8 protein-coding genes are annotated in these 17,778 nt (G+C 43.8%); 7 read left to right on the top strand and 1 reads right to left on the bottom strand.

All coding sequences use genetic code 11. The annotated features are described in order from the left end of the window. The first annotated feature begins 1,063 nt into the window (after positions 1-1,063). The 3 genes from NQ117_RS11630 to NQ117_RS11620 all read left to right on the top strand — a co-directional run bounded on the left by NQ117_RS11630 (position 1,064) and on the right by NQ117_RS11620 (position 4,881). Positions 1,064-2,707: a LytS/YhcK type 5TM receptor domain-containing protein gene (locus NQ117_RS11630; RefSeq protein ID WP_309137868.1), complete on the top strand. Its 1,644-nt coding sequence runs from the start codon at positions 1,064-1,066 to the stop codon at positions 2,705-2,707. Continuing rightward, complete coding sequence (locus NQ117_RS11625) at positions 2,704-3,450, top strand: LytR/AlgR family response regulator transcription factor (RefSeq protein ID WP_258278094.1); 747 nt, start codon at positions 2,704-2,706, stop codon at positions 3,448-3,450. Before NQ117_RS11630 ends, NQ117_RS11625 begins: the two co-directional genes overlap by 4 nt. A gap of 168 nt (positions 3,451-3,618) precedes the next feature. Beyond that, the gene (locus NQ117_RS11620; RefSeq protein WP_258278093.1) at positions 3,619-4,881 is read left to right on the top strand and encodes an L-lactate MFS transporter; all 1,263 of its coding nucleotides are present in this window, start codon (positions 3,619-3,621) and stop codon (positions 4,879-4,881) included. Between the two features lie 255 nt (positions 4,882-5,136). Here the strand turns inward: NQ117_RS11620 and NQ117_RS11615 are convergent, their stop codons facing one another. Further along, positions 5,137-6,387, bottom strand: a complete 1,251-nt coding sequence (locus tag NQ117_RS11615) for a macrolide family glycosyltransferase (protein WP_258278092.1) — start codon at positions 6,385-6,387, stop codon at positions 5,137-5,139. A 657-nt stretch (positions 6,388-7,044) separates the two neighbouring features. Between NQ117_RS11615 and asnA the strand changes: the two genes are divergently transcribed. The 4 genes from asnA (at position 7,045) to NQ117_RS11595 (ending at position 17,745) form a co-directional block, all read left to right on the top strand. After that, entirely contained in the window at positions 7,045-8,043 is a 999-nt protein-coding gene (gene asnA, locus NQ117_RS11610; protein WP_483874617.1) for an aspartate--ammonia ligase, read from the top strand. A 721-nt stretch (positions 8,044-8,764) separates the two neighbouring features. After that, positions 8,765-13,309 carry a non-ribosomal peptide synthetase gene (locus tag NQ117_RS11605; RefSeq protein WP_258278091.1) on the top strand — a complete coding sequence of 1,515 codons (4,545 nt, stop codon included), beginning with the start codon at positions 8,765-8,767 and terminating at the stop codon, positions 13,307-13,309. 70 nt (positions 13,310-13,379) lie between these two features. Continuing rightward, positions 13,380-14,624, top strand: coding sequence for a macrolide family glycosyltransferase (locus NQ117_RS11600; RefSeq protein ID WP_258278090.1), 1,245 nt, complete (start codon positions 13,380-13,382; stop codon positions 14,622-14,624). After that, positions 14,617-17,745, top strand: a complete 3,129-nt coding sequence (locus tag NQ117_RS11595; protein ID WP_258278089.1) for a cyclic peptide export ABC transporter — start codon at positions 14,617-14,619, stop codon at positions 17,743-17,745. The genes NQ117_RS11600 and NQ117_RS11595 overlap by 8 nt, the downstream gene beginning before the upstream one ends. Positions 17,746-17,778 lie beyond the last annotated feature (33 nt).

Raw genomic sequence — 17,778 nt, 5'->3', positions numbered from 1 at the left:
GGTTTGCCTGAAACCGAAAACTTCTTATGCCCGGAAATAATTTAGAAGTATCTGTTGATTATTTACTGAAAGATACGGTTGAGCAACATGTGGTTAGTGAGCATGGCTACTATGTAAGCAGAGAAATGGCAGAAGGATATTTGTAGCATGAACGCAGAACATCGAAGTATGTGTCCGTAGTTGTCGGCTTGCTTATTAGCGACGATCCCATATTCGATCTTTAAAGATAATTCAGCCAGACACACATTCCTTATCATTATCCAGGCGGTGCCTGGGATAGGTACGCTTGTGACAGCTACCATTACAGAAGAAGACAGTAAATATAATGTATTGAAGAAAGAACTGCTAATGTTGGAGAGTTAACAGCAAATTATGTAAACGGAAAGAAGCGATTTGCAGCAGTCATTGTCGTTGCCATTATTGCAGCATAGCAGGCCCACTTCCATTTTTCTTAGAACGAAAAGATATTACTTCAGAACTGCTGGTTCCTTACTATCCAATTTGTATAGCTTTGAATGCTGTTGGTGTCTACATTTTCATTCGCACGGTACCAATATTAGAACTATAAACAATTGGTGAAAAATGAGGAGCATACGAATCGCCTTGGTTTTAAGCCGTTTAAGAAAGTAAGAAAAAAGGTGGAAGATACTTTAAACTAAAATGTTGGCAGTTATGCTATAAGGTAAGACGCGGGAGCAGGTACTTTATTTATGGAAACCAACTCCTTTCGCATCTTTTATTCTCTTTTTATAAAATAGAATGTTCATCTAAGAAGAATAGAAGCTACTTTGATTATTTTTTTCAAAGTGGCTTCTATTTATTTATAGTAAATAATAGGTTTGTACGATACTTTTATTCAAATTTTTTTCCGAAGCAACAGAGACAGTTGTTGATTATTTCTTCTGAAACTCTGACAAAGAGCGGTGCGATTCATAGATTTCCATACAACGATCTGTTGAACATTTGTGCGGTTTGAAGCATAAAAACAGATCAAACTTTGATAAAATAAGCAAACAACAGCTGGTGATAACGGGAGGTAAGTTCCATAGACGACGATTTCACGATGCTGCTTCAGCTCTTTGAGCGGGCGGCATTATTGCTCATTATTTTGTTTTTATTAACGCGTATTCCGAGCTTTAAGCAGATTCTGCAAAAGGAATCGCAGACACCGAAGGAGTTTGCCGTCGTTACGATTCTGTTTTGTACCTTTGCGCTTTTCGGTACGTATGCAGGAATCGATGTGGAAGGTTCGCTCGTCAACGTACGAGTTATCGTGATTATGGCAGGAGGTATTTTATTCGGGCCATGGGTCGGGATTGTCGTGGGGGTAGTGTCAGGGATCCATCGATATTTGATCGATATCGGTGGGGTGACTTCGATTCCATGTCTCATCACGAGTATTATTGCCGGGCTGGTATCCGGCTATATTTATCTTCGAACGCCTAAAGCAAAGCGCTGGTTTGTCGGTATCTTTGCCGGAATGGCCTGTGAGGCATTAACGATGCTGTTGATCATATTCATGGCGGAGCCTACAGCATTGGGAATCGATATTGTATCTAAAATTGCCATACCAATGATTATAGGTCAATTGAATGTCGGATTGATCATTTTGTTAATTCAAAATGTGGAAAGTGAACGGGAAGGAATCGCTGCGCAGCAGGCGAAGCTGGCCTTAGATATTGCGAATAAGACATTACCTTATTTTCGCTCCATCAATACCGAATCGTTACACAAGATCTGTTCCATTATTAAAAATGATATCCAAGCTGATGCTGTAGCAATAACGGATGCCTCGAATGTGCTCGCTTACGTTGGTTATGGGGAAGACCGCTATCACTTCCGACATGAGATCATTAGTGATATGACCAAAGAGACGATACGAAGCGGGGAGTTCATGATAAGCAACCATGCATTGGATGATGCGCTGCCTGGCATTCAATCCGTATTAATTATTCCACTGGAAGAGCGGGAAGAAGTTACCGGGACCTTGAAGATTTATTATCGGAAAGCACATAAAATCACTTATCCCTTGCAAACGATGGCCGTCGGTTTATCTCAGATCATTTCTACATTAATGGAAGTGTCACGTGTAGAAGAAATTAAGGCGATGGCGAATAAAGCCGAGCTCAAAGCGCTGCAGACAACGATTCAGCCACATTTTTTGTTCAATGCGTTGAATGCAATTGGTTCCTCAATTAGGACAAGACCGGACCAAGCGAGGGAGTTACTCGTCAATTTATCGGGATATTTGCGTTATAATTTGGAGCTCACAGATGAATTGATCGATATCCATAAGGAGCTGGAACAGGTTCGGAATTATATAGAAATTGAAAAAGCACGCTTTGGAAATCGGTTAAACGTTATATATGATGTGGATGAAGTCACCGTTAAGATTCCCAGTCTTATTATTCAGCCGTTAGTGGAGAATGCGATTGTCCACGGTATATTGAAAGAAAAAGAACCCGGAACGGTCACCATCTATGTTAAAGATACAGAAGATCACATTCGGATTGGTGTGAAAGATACAGGAGTGGGCATCCGAGAAGATATGATTGAACAGGTAATAGAGGAGCGTGTTCCGCCGAATCATATTGGCCTTTTCAATGTGCACAAACGTGTGAAACTCATTTTTGGGTATGGTGTTACGATGGAGAGGCTGGCTCAAGGAACGAATATCTTTTTTGATATACAGAAGGAGACACGATGAGAGCAATAATTGTGGAAGATGAAGTATTAGCCCGTGAAGAGCTGGAGTATTTGATTACAAAACATAGCCGCGTTGAAATTGTGGAACGATTCGAGGACGGTCTTGATGTGCTTAAATTTCTGCAGGAGAAGGAAGTCGATGCGATTTTTCTCGATATTAACATCCCATCCTTGGACGGAATGCTTCTAGCAACTAATATAAGTAAATTCGCGCGAAAACCGTATGTTATTTTTACAACCGCTTATAAGGAACATGCTGCCCAAGCCTTTGAGCTGGAAGCGTTCGATTATATATTAAAGCCCTATGACGAGAAACGAATTGCTGCGATGTTGCATAAGTTGGAGACCGCTTTCGAACGGGATCAGCAGCAAGAAGGAAGTCAAAATGCTGTGGACAGCAGACAAAGGTCGGAGGAGAAGCGCATTAATCTGCTGAAAAATGAGAAGTATATCGTGACGAGCAGCGATGACATCTACTATGCGGAGGCACAAGAAAAGGTGACGAACGTATTCACGAAGAGTGGTATGTATACGATGCCGATGAGTATTTCGGACTTTCATGCCCTGCTGCCTCAAGATCGATTCTACCGTTGTCATCGTTCCTATACCGTCAATTTGTCTCAAATCCATGAAATCGTTCCATGGTTCAACAATACCTATCTGCTTCGTCTGCGTGATATGGATGCGAAAGTGCCCGTCAGTCGAAGTAAAGTCAAAGAATTTAGGCAGTTGATGCATATATAAAGGCAGTTCATTCCGTAATCCCGTCATTTCATGTCGTGCTTGGCTCAAGAAAGCGTTCTCTCTTGTAAGATAAGGGTGTGAAAGCAAGGAGTAAGAGGCTTTTCTTCCCTACACATACAGATAACGCACACATCATGATCATAGCAGAATGGAAAGAGGGGATTTATCATGAGTATGCCTCAAGCAACTCAACGACAGGTAAATCGGTGGATGATCGTACTTGGAACAATCATAGTACAGATGGGATTGGGCACCATATATACGTGGAGTTTATTTAATCAGCCGTTAGCTGACAAGTTTGGATGGGAGCTTAGCTCTGTATCGATTACTTTTTCCATTACCAGCTTTGCACTTGCTTTTGCGACACTGTTCGCTGGTAAAATACAGGATCGTATCGGAATTAGGAATTTGACGATGATCTCAGGTGCTGTTCTCGGTGCAGGGCTGATCGCTAGCTCACAAGTTTCATCGTTGTGGATGTTATACTTGCTTGCTGGTGTCGTTGTTGGCTATGCAGATGGTACAGCATATATCACATCGCTATCGAACTTAATGAAATGGTTTCCTGAACGCAAAGGGCTAATAGCGGGGATCTCCGTAGGGGCTTTTGGGACGGGCAGCTTACTCTTTAAATATATCAATGGGCATTTCATCAATACGTTGGGGGTTTCCCAAGCTTTCCTAGTCTGGGGATTGATCGTGCTGGTGATGGTAATTGCCGGTTCATTCTTAATTAAAGAAGCTGTAATGACAGAAACACCTATGAAAGCCAATACTCAATCGGTCAGTCAAAAAAATTATACGGTCAAAGAAATGCTGCGTACGAAAGAAGCGTATATGCTCTTCATTATTCTATTCACAGCTTGTATGAGCGGGTTGTACCTAATCGGTATCGTCAAAGACATCGGTGTTCAGCTTGCCGGTCTTGATATTAGTACAGCAGCGAATGCTGTAGCTATGGTGGCGATTTTCAATACGGCCGGCCGGATCATACTCGGTGCATTGTCCGATAAAGTAGGACGTATGAAAGTGGTAGCCGGTGCGCTGTTCGCAACGGCTTTGTCAGTCATGACATTAAGCTTCGTACCTTTGAACATGGGCATTTTCTTCCTATGTGTCGGGGTGATTGCATTCTGCTTTGGCGGTAATATCACGGTCTTTCCTGCGATTGTGGCTGACTATTTCGGCTTGAAAAATCAAAGCAAAAACTACGGAATTATTTATCAAGGATTCGGTTTAGGTGCTTTGGCTGGTTCGTTCCTTAGTGCTTTGTTCGGTGGTTTCCAAGTTACCTTTAATGTAATCGCGGTCTTGTGTATGATATCTTTCTTGATTGCACTCTTTATCTCCGTACCCGGCCAACGTAAGAAGTCGGCCGAGAACCAAGAAGCTGTGGAAGCTATGCTAAAACCGCATTATAATGCGGGATAATCGCAGTGAAACCTTTTAACGATAAGAGAGACTACTGAATGTGTGGCTTGAAGCTATTTTACAGTGATAGTAATAAGGTATCGAATATATAAGATGTGATAGGTACAACATATTGCAAGGGAAAAATAAAATAAGAACGTGTCGATTGGATCGGCACGTTCTTTCGTATTCAGCAGCTAAGAGGGAGGAACATGGAATGGCCTGTATTTCAAATTGTTAACATTGAACTTCCGCGCCAAATCCTCCTGATACCTATTAGGAGCGTACGGTTGAAATTGATGCGGCGCGCTCTCGCTCCACATATGCGGCAATCTCATTGATTGCATAATCCAAGGGCTTGAAACTAGCTTTTATCGTTGTGCTGCGGTCTTTGTAAGTCGAATCCGACAGCACTTGCTGCACCGCCTCCCGCAGTTCGTCGGCAGTTGGAGCCATATTTCTTATGTAAATCCCGATTCCAGCCTGCTCTACCATTACAGCTCCCATAAATTCATCGAAAGCTTGCGGTATGACGACCTGTGGCACCTCGAAGCAGATGCTTTCGTACACGCTATTCGTGCCTGCATGATTAATAAACACACTTGCTTGCTTCAGTATATCAAGCTGCGGCACATAATTGCGGATGATAAAATTGTCGGGAATGCCTTTAAGGTCATCCAATCGCATACGATTGCCCACTGACATTACTACCTGTACATCCGATTGTCCAAAAGCTTCGAAACAGTTTAGGAATAGCTTCTCCAATTCATTCAAGATAGTACCGAACGAAATGTAAATTAACGGCCTGCCATCAAGTTCATCGAAAGGAAATTCCACCGTCTCTTCGCGCGGAGTGATCGAGTAACCAGCAAATAAATAGCTATCGTCGAACGAATCCGGGAATAAATAAACGGACTTGGAACTATATATAATATTTAGTTTCTCTTTGCTTCCTAAGATATCATTAATGACATTCACGTTACTTAGCCCATATTTCGATGCAATGGTTTTGGAGGACATGTCAACTAATCTACGGTAAAGATCAGCTTCCTTATATTTCTTATAGGCCGAATGCTCTTCAAGCCGAATAAAATTAGAAATAAAGAAGTTAGGATCGAAATCTGCCATTTCGTCGATATATGCGAACGTGGCGAATGCCGAAATGCCAGGAACACCAAGTAGTTGGGCAAATTCTTTTCCCCAATACGCAAATGCATCATGAATGATGTAATCAGGTTCCCATGCCGTAACCTCATCTTTGAATCGTTCTACGAGTACTCTGCTTTTATCTAAAATGTAATGGGAGAATAGCAGGAACGTATCGACGCGATCTCCCTCTCGCATTTCGAATCCACCCATATCCTCGTAATTCCTAAACTGAGCGCCGGTTGCCTCAATTTTTTCACGGAACTCGTTACTGGAGTAGTAGAGTACTTCCTCACCCTTCTCAACAAGCGCCCGTATTAACCCCAGCGAAACATTGATATGTCCGTGTAGATCGATCCCGAAATATATCAGCTTAGACATTACACTCCTCCTTCTCTAATCTGTTAACTAGGATATTTGTTCAAACCAATATATACCCTTCTGCGTCAAAATACAATTTCTACCTATGATCGGTAATTCCTCTTTCTTTAACCTTAAGTTCACTTTAAGTAATTAACTCGCCCTATGACGATGTCATTCAAGATTAAAAAATTACAGTAGCTTAATGCAGGCAGCATGATCATATCCCCGGTAAAACTATCAACGATTAGCGAAATAATTATTGAAAGGTTGTTATAGTGTCTTGATTTTCCATTTAAAGGTGTGTACGATGCACCTAGAACATTAATTCAAACAAATAAGGGAGATATTTTTGGCACATTCGTTTCAACATTCGCAGCCAACAACCCTGCTGGTAGCAAACGGATGGGTACTAAAGAAGAAAGTTTAAGTTATTAACTACATGGAATATTAACTACACGGAACATCATCACGTACGTTATTTCCTCTCTAACTTCTAAGATTATTCCTACAACACTTCCAAAGCACAATTGCACACTGTGTAGAATTTCCTATATTTATCTTATCTATTTATTTCATTGACCTTACTTTTGTTAGAAGCTCGAAGGTTCTTTAGTCTATTAAAAAAATGTTGAAAGCTTGGGGGCATTTATAGTGGTTATTCAAGCACGGACCGTACTGGAGAGTAATGTATCCAAAAAGGCGACTGAGAAGTTGATTCACAAAGTAAAAAGTTTGTTCGAACATAAGCTGAGCGAGAAGTTGAACTTGATGAAGGTGTCAGCTCCTTTATTTGTAGAGGGGGACACGGGCGTCAATGATAACTTGAATGGCTGGGAACGATGTGTCGCGTTCGATACAGCTGGTTACCCGCCAATGATGCTGGAGGTTGTGCAGTCGTTGGCTAAGTGGAAGCGGATGGCTACTCACTATTATGATTTGCAGCCGGGAGAAGGACTTTACGCGGATATGCGGGCGATCCGGCGTGACGAAGTGCTGAGTCAACTGCATTCGCTGTACGTCGACCAATGGGATTGGGAACTGGTTATCGATAGACAAGAACGAACGATGGAAATGTTGAAGGAAAAGGTCCTCCTCATCTATGAGGCACTTAAAATGACAGAAGAGGAAGTAGCAGAACTGGATTCGTCATTAGAGCCTTTCTTACCACAAGAAATAACTTTCATAACGTCGCAAGAGCTTGAAGATTTGTATGGAGTAGATACGACGCCTAAAGAGCGCGAGCACAGGATCGCAAAAGAGAAGGGCGCGGTCTTTATTATGCAAATTGGCGGTAACTTGGCTTCTGGTGAGCCGCATGATGGCAGATCTCCAGACTATGACGATTGGCAGCTAAATGGAGATATTATCGTCTGGTATCCTGTTATGGAGACGTCCGTTGAAATTTCTTCCATGGGCATTCGTGTAGATGAGACCGCACTTGAACGTCAACTTCGAGATAGTGGTTGTGAGAACCGTACAGAGCTTCCTTTTCATCAAATGCTTCTGAATGGCACTCTCCCTTATACAATGGGTGGGGGGATTGGCCAATCCCGTGTTGTTATGCTTCTGCTGCGCAAGCTCCATATTGGTCAGGTGCAGATGTCTGTATGGCCGAAGGAAATGGTACAAGCATGCAGGGAACGTGAGATTGAGTTGCTTGACGTCATCAGCTAACTATAAAAATCAATATCGCTCAGTTAAAGGGCGAGTTGAGACCGTTGATAAAGGTGACGATAACTGCCCTATGATAATGATGTCTAGGGCAGTTATTTCATAAACTTTAACGTAACTTTATCAAAACTTAAGATAGAAGATTCGAATGATTCAAGTCAAATTGAAGAATTAACTACTCACTATTTCAATAAAATAGAAGGCGATAAGACGTGTCGATAGTTATCGGTAGATCATAAATTTTCGTTCCAGAAAATAGAAAATGTCTGATACCGTAAGGGTTTTCTCGGCATCGGGCAATTATTAACGCTTGCAGCGAGAATGACAGAAGAATACAAATATTGGGTATAAATACTACTTTCGCCCAAAGTGAACGTTTTTCGAACACAACTTTCGTCTTGTTGACTTTATTCGACGAGCTTTGATAAAGTATTTCTAATTCTATCACTATGATTCGATATTCCATCCTGCAATCCCCAACTTATCAGACACACTTTTCTAATTCTACTCATGAGATCAACCTAACCTACTAGAAGAACATAAGAACGAACCCAAGATCCAATCTTTAACTAACCCACACCATCTCACATAAGCTTGTTTACCAACTTAATGATTCAGGAATGACTCAGATTCACTTCTATCATTGTTCTTCGATATAGGACAGGAGCGCGGGAATGCGCAATCGGTCGATGTGATATGAAATGGAACGAAATGGAGGGATGTTATGACTGTACCAACATCGGTTCAGGCTCCGAGCAATACGACGTATTCTTTGACCCATCCGCAAAAGCGTATTTGGTATATGGAACAGATCTTTCCGGGCACATCATTCGCCAACATAGGCGGTCCCGTTCGGATAAAGGGAGCGATTGACTTTAGCTTGTTGGAGCAAGCAATCCATACCCTTATTCGACAGCATGATGGCTTGAGAATTGAACTTGTGGAGCAGGATGGGGAAGCAACACAAATCGCACAGGTCGTTACAGAGTACGAAGCGCAACCGTTGGATTTCTTAGATTTTTCCGAAGAGGCGGATGCGGAATCAGCTTTTTGGTCATGGGTACATCGTGAGGCGGGGAGCCCCTTTCAGTTACTGAACTCGAAGCTTTTCTATTTTGCGTTATTTCGTATATCGGACGAGGATAATGGCTACTTGGTCAAGTGTCATCACATCATTTCCGATGGCTGGTCGATTCAGTTGACAACGTCACAAATTGCCGAGAACTACACGAGGCTGTTGAAGGGCGAGCGCCTCGAAGATGAGCAACAACCGCCATCGTACGTCAACTACGTGCAAGATGCAGAGCATTATTTTACCTCACCGAGATGTAGTAAAAGCAAGCAGTTCTGGCATGACAAGTTTCAATGGCTTCCGGAAAGTTTAACGCAATCGTCTGTTGCAAGCACAGAGGGAAGACGCTATTCTGTACAACTTCATGCAGGACTCTCCCAGCGCGTTCATTCTATGACAAGCGAAGCGAAGGTATCAGTGAATACATTTTTTGTACTCGCCTATCTGATCTATGCGTACAAAATGACCCAACAATGTGATCTCGTTATCGGCACGCCGGTGCTGAATCGATCTGGCAAAAAGGAAAAGTCGATGTACGGGATGTTCACGAGTACGATGCCGTTCCGATGGAAGTTGGATGTCGAGATGAGCATAGGTGAGACGCTTAAGCTTGCTCAGAAGGGATTGATGGAATGTTACTTCCATCAGCGATATCCGTACGATGTGCTGGTACAGGATCTGGAGCTGAAGAAACAAGGATATGATCAGCTATTCCAGACGAGCATTAACTACTACAATACGAAGCTGCTTACAACGATAAATGGCATGTCTATCGAAAATGTGGAAATTTACAACGGTCATCAAGTCTATGAACTTCAGCTCGTCATTAAAGACTGGTCAGCATCCGAAGGTCTGACACTTGATTTTGACTACCGCCTCGATGCGTATCACGCGAATCAGATCGAAGAAATGTCCAAACGAATGCATCTTATTTTCGAACAAATGTTAGATAATCCGCAGGCTGCTATCAAGGAATTGTCCATACTAACAGAGCAGGAGCGAGTAAGAGAGCTCTACGACTACAACGCAACGCTTGTACCGTACCCTTCCGATCATTCGGTCAGCCAGCTATTTGAGGAGCAGGTCAGACGGACACCCAATGATATCGTAATCACGTATGAAGAAGAACAGTGGACGTACCAGCAATTGAACGAGCAAGCTAATAGGCTGGCACGCTATTTAAGCGCCAAGGGAGTAACAAGGGAATCTATCGTGGGACTATGGATGCAGCATTCTATCGACTCCGTCGTAGCGATATTGGCAGTGATGAAGGCAGGCGGAGCATACTTGCCCATTGATCCGGCCTATCCCGAAGAGCGGATTCGTTACATGCTGGAAGATTCTCGCACACAGCTCGTTCTTACGAACATGACGGATGGAGCTATAGCCGAGTTTGTAGGTGAAATACAAGGCTATCACAGTCTTGAACTGGAGAAGCTGGATGCATCGAATCTTGGTCATGTACATGAACCTACTGATCTCGCTTATGTAATCTATACATCTGGATCAACAGGGCGTCCCAAAGGAGCGATGATCGAGCATAGGGGATTAACGAATTACATCTGGTGGGCGAAGAACGTATATGTTCGTGACGAGATCCCGATATTCCCGCTCTATTCCTCACTAGCATTCGATCTTACTGTAACCTCTATTTTCACGCCGCTTATATGCGGAGGTCGAATTGGTGTATACCGGGACGATGGCGATGAATTTATTTTATATCGAATTATGAGTGACAACGCTTCAACCATTGTAAAGCTGACGCCCGCACATCTTGCACTACTCAAAGAACGAGATTATCAGCATTCGACAGTTAGACGGTTTATCGTTGGGGGCGAAGATCTTAAGGCAGATCTAGCTAGGGACATAACTGCTTTATTTGGACAATCCATAGAAATTTACAATGAGTACGGTCCTACCGAAACGGTAGTGGGCTGCATGATTCATCTATTCAACAGCAGTGAGGATCGGCAAGTATCTGTACCTATTGGCGTGCCTGCACACAATGTCATGCTCTACATCCTTGATCCTGACCAGAATCCCGTAGGTGCAGGAGCAATTGGGGAGTTGTATATCGCTGGAGATGGAGTTGCTAGAGGATATCTTCATCGGGAAGAGCTGACCAAGGAGCGTTTTTTGAACAATCCATTTGTCGAAGGAACGCGAATGTATCGAACGGGTGATTTGGTCAAGCGGCTTGAGGACGGCAAGATCGAATACGTTGGTCGTGTGGACCACCAAGTGAAAATTCGTGGTTATCGCATTGAAACAGGCGAAATCGAAAAGGTTATGATGCAGCATGAAGCCATCCAAGATGCAGTTGTTATAGACCTTGAGAATGAGACGCTTGGGAAATACTTATGCGCATATATAGTGAAGAAATGCTCGATTGCGAGTTCGGAATTGAAATCATACTTGTCCGCGCAAGTGCCCTCGTATATGGTGCCTTCGATATTCGTGGAACTGGATGAGATTCCATTAACGATTAACGGTAAAGTAAATCGCGCATTGCTGCCAGAGCCGGATTTTACTTTAATACAGGAATACGAGCATGTAGCAGCACGGAGTAGTAATGAAGCGAAATTGATCGAAATAGTTAGCGGTGTGTTACAGCATAATCGGATTGGAATTACGGATCATTTCTATGATCTAGGCGGGGATTCCATAAAGGCGATTCAATTATCGTCAAGATTGAACAAAGCGGGATACGCGCTCAAAGTTAGAGATATATTGGAATACCCGATTTTGGAGCAAATGGCGCTGCGAATTCAACCGTTGCATGGTTCACACGTTTATTCACAAGAACGTTGTGAAGGGGTGCTTGAACCGCTGCCGATTGCTCACTGGTTCTTCCAACTGCAATTGCGCGAACCTGACTATTATCATCAATCGGTATTACTTCAATTGCAGCAAGAAATTGACCTTCATGTGTTGGAGGCTATTCTTGTACAGCTTGTAGAGCACCATGATGGCCTGCGTCTACAGGTAGATATGCAAACCGAAACATTAACATATTTGAGTCAGTCTGATCGGACAAGACTTGTTCATTCCGTTTCGCTAGCAGAGTTCGATTCCGATAATCAAACCCAACAGTTACGGATGCTTGAGCATTGTGAAACGTTTAAATCTCAGTTCCGTTTACTTGATACGCTGCTAATTGGAATGTGCTTATTCGATCTTGGCGGCAATGGGAAGAGATTGCTTATTACTGCGCATCATCTCGTTGTGGATGGTGTATCATGGCGTATTTTATTAGAAGATCTGGCAGAAGCACTTCATAGCCATTCTAAGGGAGAAGTGTATCAGCTTCCATCCAAAACGGCATCGTTACAAATGTGGTCCCAATATGTACGGAATCATCCGATAGCAGAGCAGGAGCTTCACGACTGGCAATCTACGATTGAACAGATTAGGTTCATTCCAACTGAAATACAGCATGGTGAAGCATTGATGAGCAGCGCCAATACGATCGAGCAATGGCTTACGGTGGAGCAGACGAGGGGCCTATTGTACGAGAGTCACCGGGCCTATGGTACGAAGCCGCTGGAACTGCTATTAGCAGCCTTATCGCATGCGATATATAGCTGCTTTGATATGGAAGAAGCAGTGGTCGAATTGGAGTCGCACGGACGAGAGCAGCTCCATGATGAGATTGACCTTTCCAGAACGGTTGGTTGGTTTACAAGTATGTATCCGGTGAAGCTAATGATGCCCGCTCGCGGGTCTGATGTATCTGCACTAACTTCTCTAATTAAGACGACGAAGGAGCGACTGCGTACAATACCAGACCAAGGAATCGGTTTCGGGTTACTCCAAGCCCAAAAGAAACTAGTATCGATTTACGACGCTAAAAAGTTAATACGGTTTAACTTTCTTGGAGATTTTGACAGTATCTGGGACAACTCGTGGTTCACGTTAGCAAAGGAAAACAGTGGTCCAGATACAAGTAAATACAATGCACTCACTTCATTGCTGGATGTGCAAGCCATGATCGTAAATCAATCGCTGCGTGTGAGTATTACCTATAGTCAGAATCAGTTTACAAATAAGACCATTGCTGCATTCATGCAGTCATATGGGGAAGCTCTGACCTTGATCACGAACCATTGTCTCGGTAAGCAGGTGAAGGAATATACACCGTCGGACTTCGAGACGATTGCCATTTCTCAGGACGAACTGGACAGCTTGTTTCTGTAATCATGGATGAATGCGGCTCGATTGTGCCAGTTCGTTATTCCAGATCTCAAAGGAGGTCGTACAATCTTATATGTCTAGAGTCGTATTTTTTGGAGTTGATCTGCACGGGCATGTGAATCCAACGCTCGGATTGATCAACAAGTTGATTGAGAGGGGCGAAGAGGTCATTTATTACTGTAATGATCCTTTTCGTGAAAAAATTGAACAAACGGGAGCTTCATTCCGCAGTTATCGAGGTTTGCTTAGCTTTGGAAGGCATAATGGTAGCGGCATCGAGACGTTTCTTATATTTGCGGACTTTCTTATGGACAATTGCCGGACATTAGTCGAGGAGCTTCAGGAAGAAGTTACTCAGTTGCAGCCGGATTATATTATTCATGACAGCTTCTGCTTGTGGGGCAAGGAGCTTGCTGCTAAGTTGCAAATACCGGGGATCGCTGCATTCGCGAACTTCCCATTTATCGATGAGATGGCTCAGAAGGACCCATCGTTCTTTATGGAGTACGTGCTGCTCGCAGCGGACGATCCACTCTATCTCAAGCATAAAGAGAAGCATGATGTGTATCGCAAGCTGCTGGACAAGTTGGCGCGTGTTATATCGCTCAAATATGGGAAGCCGTCGCTTAATGTGATGAATGATATTTTTTGCAGCAAAGAAAAGTTAAATCTAGTATTCACATCTCGCGAATTTCAGATCCATGAGGAAGTGTTCGACAATACCCATCTATTTGCAGGCTACGACATTTATCCTAGATCGGAACCGGTAGATTTCCCTTTCGAGCGGTTGGATGATAGACCACTTGTCTACATTGCTTTTGGGACGATCTTGAATCATTTGTCCGAACTGTATGAGACTTGCTTCAAAGCATTTCGCGATAGCCCGTATCAAGTGGTGATGTCGATTGGTATGCATACCGATCCAACAGCATTCAGCGCTGTTCCTCCTAATTTTATTGTTAGGTCTTATGTGCCACAGTTGGAGCTCTTGCGTCGGGCCGATGCGTTTGTTACACACGGTGGAGCGAACAGTATCTATGAATCGATTTGCAATCATGTGCCGATGGTCGTTCTGCCTCAAGAATTCGATGAATTTATGGGAGCATTAATGGTTGAGCGGTCAGGTGCGGGCATCTACTTGCGCAATCATGAACCGAGTACGGACGAGCTGCGAGACGCAGTGGAGCAGATCTTATCAGATACAGGTTATCGAGACAATTGTAAGCGTGTCAAGCAGTCCTTTGAGGCCACTGGCGGCTTGGATCGTGCCGTTAATAAAATCATCCAATTTGCGAAGCAGAAGGTGTGCCATGTGTAATGTAAAACGGCTGCTATTATCGATAAGTTTGATTCTCATGTTAAGTGTAGGCACAGTAGGTTCAGGTGTAGCGGCTGCGACAGCAGCTTCAACAGTCGGTGTTACAACGATCAGTAATATTGATGCTTACGTGGAAGAAATGATGGATAAATCGAAAATACCTGGGATGTCAGTTGTCATCGTTAAAGGTGGGGAAACGGTTTATCAAAAAGGGTTCGGCTACGCGGATGTCGACAAAGAGCTGCCTGTTCGTCCAGAGACATTGTTTGAGCTCGGCTCTACGAGTAAGGCTTATACAGCATTAGCATTCATTCAGATGGAAGAGCAAGGACTGGTGAATCGAGAAGATCCGGTAACGAAGTATCTCCCTTGGTTGGAGACTACGTACGAAGGTAAGCCTGCTCCTATCCAATTGAAGCATTTGCTGTATCATACAAGCGGCATTCCGTTTAAAAGTATCAGTGATATTCCTATCGCTGTGGATGGTCAAGCACTTGAAGCCACAGTGCGTACTCAGATCGGTCAAAAGCTTGACGATGAACCTGGTGAAACGTATTCATATGCAACGATTAACTACGATGTGCTAGGTCTAATTATTCAACAACAATCAGGCATGACCTATGAGGCGTATATCCAGCAGCATGTGCTAGCTCCGCTGAACCTGAGTGACACTTACTTGTTCCGTGAGGAAGCAGCAGCAAATGGTGAACTGGCTCAAGGCTACAAGTACAACATGCTGCGTGCAGCAGCTTATGATGCGCCTATGTATAGAGGTAATACACCAGCGGGTTATATTATTTCCAATTCGCTAGATGTGGCAACATGGCTCAAAATTCAAATGGGTACTGTGCCTGAAGCGAAAAGCTTTGAGAAATGGCTCATACGTGCTCATGAACCGGATCGTTCTGTATCGCCTGCTGGAGATGGTTCTTCCTACGCTGGTGGTTGGAGTGTGTATCAGAATGGAACGGGGATGCTTGCGCATGCGGGGGCTAACCCCAATTACTCGTCCTACTTTGCAGTTCGTCCGCATGATGGCTATGGTGTAGCCGTGCTTACCAACATGAATTCCCCCTACTCCATCACAACGGCACAAGGCATTATGAACATGATGCTTGGCAAGGAAGTACCAGAGCCTGGAAGTGATATGTACAAAAGTATCGATATGATTTCCTCCGTCGTGCTGCTATTAACGACACCTGTTGTCTTGTTAGTTCTATGGCTGACGAGTAAAGCCATCTGGCAGGCCATTCGAGGCACTCGCAGCTATGTCGGTCGCCACGCGACTACGATGGTAGGATTCTCGATATTCGCTGCATTTATGATAGGACTTGCTTATTGTTTCTATCAAATTCCGAGTACTTTATTTTGGGGCGTGGACTGGGCATTTGTCGAAGTTTGGGCGCCTAATACGCTTCCATACGCTGTTATTTCCATGTATACAACGGTGTTCCTGTTCGGACTCTACTTCTTGTTTACGACCGTATTTCCGAAATCCGATGACCGCTCATTTTTTGCGATTACGCTGCTTAGTGTCGCAAGCGGCTTTGGTAATGCCCTAATCATTTTTATCGTCAATGAAACATTGAATCGGGATATTGAGAAGTTTCAGAGCGGGATGTTTGTCTATTTTTTACTCGGTATCGCGATCTACGTCTTCGGACAGAAGCTGGTCCGTACTCGATTGGTCCGGATCGCAAATGACATGGTATATGAGAAACGAATGGAACTGCTTGGGAAAATATTAAATACGTCGTATCAGAGAATCGAAGGGGTAGAGGAAGGTAAAATTCCTGCTTCACTCAATAACGATACAGAGACGATATCCGGCTTCTCCAATGTTGTAATCACGGGAGCTACTAGCTTAGTAACCTTGGTCAGTTGCTTTGTGTACATGGGCATGATTAGCCCGACGGGTGTGCTCATGGCGATAGGATTTATCGTAGTGGCTGCTGGCATTCATTATTTTACAGGCTTAAAAGCCAACCAGTTATGGGAGCAGACACGTGACATTCAGAACGTATTTTTCCGATTTATTAACGATCTGACAGCTGGGGCTAAAGAGTTAAGCCTTAACAAAGACAAGCGCACAGATTTCCAACAAGATATGCAGGAAAACTGCCATAGCTATCGCGAGAAGCGGGTTGGCGGGGATCTCAAGTTCGCGAATGTGAATGTCATTGGAGAGTTGCTATTTACATTCGTCATTGGTGCGGTCGTCTTCTTGTTCCCGCTGTTGTTCAGTGACTTAAAGGTCAGCACGCTGCGCAATTACGTATTCGTCCTGCTCTATATGACAGCGCCTGTACACGGGATTCTCGGCACGATCCCTAACTTGTTTCGCGTGCGAATAAGTTGGAATCGTATTAACGAGCTATCGAAGGAGCTCGACTCCATTCAGGAAGCTGAGAAGCAAGCAGCATCGAGCTTGGAAGCTAACGAGCTTGTAGAGCTTAAGCTGCAAGCAGTCGAGTATCACTATGGAAATAGCGAGGGAGAGCGATTTGCGGTCGGTCCGATTGATTGCTCATTCCGCACAGGCGAGATTACCTTCATTACTGGAGGCAATGGCAGTGGCAAATCGACCTTGGCGAAATTAATTACGGGGCTTTATGAGCCTGTACAGGGCGGTATAACGATCAATGGCCAGTCTATCGCATCAAGAGATCTTAGCCAGCAGTTTTCAGCGATATTCAGCGACTTTTATTTATTCGATAAGCTGTATGGTGTTCCGTACTCCACGAAGCAGTCGGAAATCGCTTATTACCTGAATGTCCTTCATCTACAGGATAAGGTGGAAATCCGTGACGGCGCGTTAAATACGACCAAATTGTCAACGGGTCAACGCAAGCGTCTGGCGCTGCTCATTAGTTATTTGGAGGATCGACCGATTTGCTTGTTTGACGAATGGGCAGCGGATCAAGATCCGGAGTACCGAGCGTTCTTCTATCACACGTTATTGCCTGAGCTGAAGCAGCGAGGCAAATGCATCATTGCGATTACACATGATGATCGATATTTCCATATGGCGGATCAAGTAATCAAGATGGAGCTTGGGCAAGCCGTACAAATCGTGCAGAACGAAGAAAATAGAGAACTTGTTTATTCTGAAAAAGGATGAACGAGTAAATTGGCCAGCATGAGAGGATGATCC

The sequence above is a fragment of the Paenibacillus sp. SC116 genome (assembly GCF_024733555.1).
In the GTDB taxonomy this organism is placed as follows: domain Bacteria; phylum Bacillota; class Bacilli; order Paenibacillales; family Paenibacillaceae; genus Paenibacillus_B.
This window is presented reverse-complemented; position numbering and strand designations above follow the sequence as displayed.

Coding starts and splice junctions, on each gene's coding strand:
- NQ117_RS11630 (WP_309137868.1), top strand. CDS start 1,064: ATGCTGCTTCAGCTCTTTGAGCGGGCGGCATTATTGCTCATTATTTTG.
- NQ117_RS11625 (WP_258278094.1), top strand. CDS start 2,704: ATGAGAGCAATAATTGTGGAAGATGAAGTATTAGCCCGTGAAGAGCTG.
- NQ117_RS11620 (WP_258278093.1), top strand. CDS start 3,619: ATGAGTATGCCTCAAGCAACTCAACGACAGGTAAATCGGTGGATGATC.
- NQ117_RS11615 (WP_258278092.1), bottom strand. CDS start 6,387: ATGTCTAAGCTGATATATTTCGGGATCGATCTACACGGACATATCAAT.
- NQ117_RS11605 (WP_258278091.1), top strand. CDS start 8,765: ATGACTGTACCAACATCGGTTCAGGCTCCGAGCAATACGACGTATTCT.
- NQ117_RS11600 (WP_258278090.1), top strand. CDS start 13,380: ATGTCTAGAGTCGTATTTTTTGGAGTTGATCTGCACGGGCATGTGAAT.
- NQ117_RS11595 (WP_258278089.1), top strand. CDS start 14,617: ATGTGTAATGTAAAACGGCTGCTATTATCGATAAGTTTGATTCTCATG.